Origin of the sequence: Archangium sp. (assembly GCF_036389735.1) — a bacterium.
Lineage (GTDB): Bacteria > Myxococcota > Myxococcia > Myxococcales > Myxococcaceae > Archangium.
Window position 1 is genome coordinate 1 of sequence record NZ_DASVWK010000874.1, and the last position, 1,659, is coordinate 1,659.

Genomic DNA, 1,659 nt, shown 5'->3' on the forward strand with positions numbered 1-1,659 from the left:
CAAGGCGATGGGGGGCACGGCGCTGCGGGTGCTGATGCTGGTGACCAGCATGGGGATGTCCAAGGCCCTGCCCCAGGTGCCCGAGGGAGGGCTGGGAGCGCTGCTCAACGCTCCTCGCTACGCCATGGCCGAGGGGTTGTCACTGGAGGGGGCGACGGCGGTGCGGATGGTGGCCGATGGCACCGTCCTCGTGACGGGGGTGGCGGCGGGCACGGCGGCCTCCGCCGTGGGCAGCGCCTGCGCCGATGGCTCCGAGACGAAGGATGGCCACCATTGGCACCACCTCGCCACCAACAAGAATGACACCTCCACGGTATCCGGCGGCCCATGGACACCCAGATTCGAGGACATCTTCGCGAAGGCTGGGATGAACCTGGACGCTGCGGAGAACCGCATCTACCTCAAGGGCCACAAGGGTCCACATCCGGAGGCATATCATCAAGCGGTATACAAGGCACTCAGCACGGCAATCAGCGCCTGCTCACCTGCTTCACAATGTAGAAGCAAGCTTTTGGAAGCGCTCAAAGAACTCGCGGAAGAGGTCTGCAGCCCCGGCTCACGACTCCACCGCCTCGTGACGAAAGCCCAGGACTGATTCTGGAGTGAGAAACATGCCCAGATACTACGAACTGGAGGATGACATGCGGATTGCGAATCGCTGGCATCTGCGCAGCCCTGTCGATGAACGGAGGCAGGAAATCAATCCCTGGCAATTCGACGATGGGGGATGGATCGAGCCCCAAGGAATCATCCGGTTCCCCGTGAAGCCCGATGGAATGACGTTGGACTTCACCCTGAGTTCCTTCTCCATTCCCGTGGTCAGCAGCCGCTTTGTCCAAGTCTTCGAGCGCCTGGGTATCCAAGAGGTGCAATTCCTCCCTGTCGAGGTGGAGAACCATGCGGGACCCTGGTTCATCCTCAACGCTCTGCGCATCTTCCGCTGCATCGACGACGCGCGCTGCGAGGAGGTGCGGTACTGGAGACCCGAGCATGGCCAGCCCGAGAAGCTCGGTGAGTACCGCTCCGTCGCGGGCCTGCGCATCGACCCGGCGAAAGTCGAAGGCGCCCGCGTCTTCCGTCCCTGGGGCTGGTCCATTGCCCTCATCATCTCCGAGGACCTCAAGGAGGCCCTGGAGCGAGAGGGCCTCACCGGCACGCGCTTCACCGAGGTCTGACGGGCGGGACGTTTGCCCGGATGCGGAGCGGACCGGGTGTCGTGCATGCTGCTGGGGAATGAAGACCGCCTCCCTGCTGCTGCGCATGGCCCTGGCGCTGTGGTTCCTCGTTCCCGCCTCGTGCGCCACCAGCCCGGAGGGTGTACTTCCAGGCGAGCACCATCGGCCACCTCCGAAGACGGTGAGGACGCGCGAGTTGCCCGAGGGCGTACTGCGCCTGTCCTTCGAGCCGGTGGCACCCAACCCGGCCCTGGAGGTGCTGCGCCTCGAGGAGGCCCGGGCGATGCTGGCGAACCTGTACGCCTCCCTGCCGCCGAGCGAGCAGTCCCGGCTGCGACTCATCCTGGCCTCGACGGGCACGGGAGCGGAAATGCCGGCGGAGTGGGAGCTGCGCCTGAGGCAGGAGTACCTGTCCCGCTTCGGCGAATCCCCACTGCCCCTGCCCCGGTCGCTGGAGACGAGCCGCCTCTACCTGGCTCTCAAA

Annotated in this window: 2 protein-coding genes and 1 pseudogene; all 3 read left to right on the forward strand. The window is 65.3% G+C overall.

Translation table 11 applies throughout. The features are described from left to right. Positions 1 to 595 (forward strand): AHH domain-containing protein (locus VF794_RS31455; RefSeq protein ID WP_331116810.1); only part of this gene is annotated, 595 nt, incomplete at its 5' end. Positions 596 to 641: 46 nt separating this feature from the next. Next, entirely contained in the window at positions 642 to 1,175 is a 534-nt protein-coding gene (locus VF794_RS31460) for an imm11 family protein (RefSeq protein ID WP_331116811.1), read from the forward strand. Positions 1,176 to 1,233: 58 nt separating this feature from the next. After that, positions 1,234 to 1,659 (forward strand): annotated as a pseudogene (locus VF794_RS31465) (hypothetical protein); the annotation flags it as partial.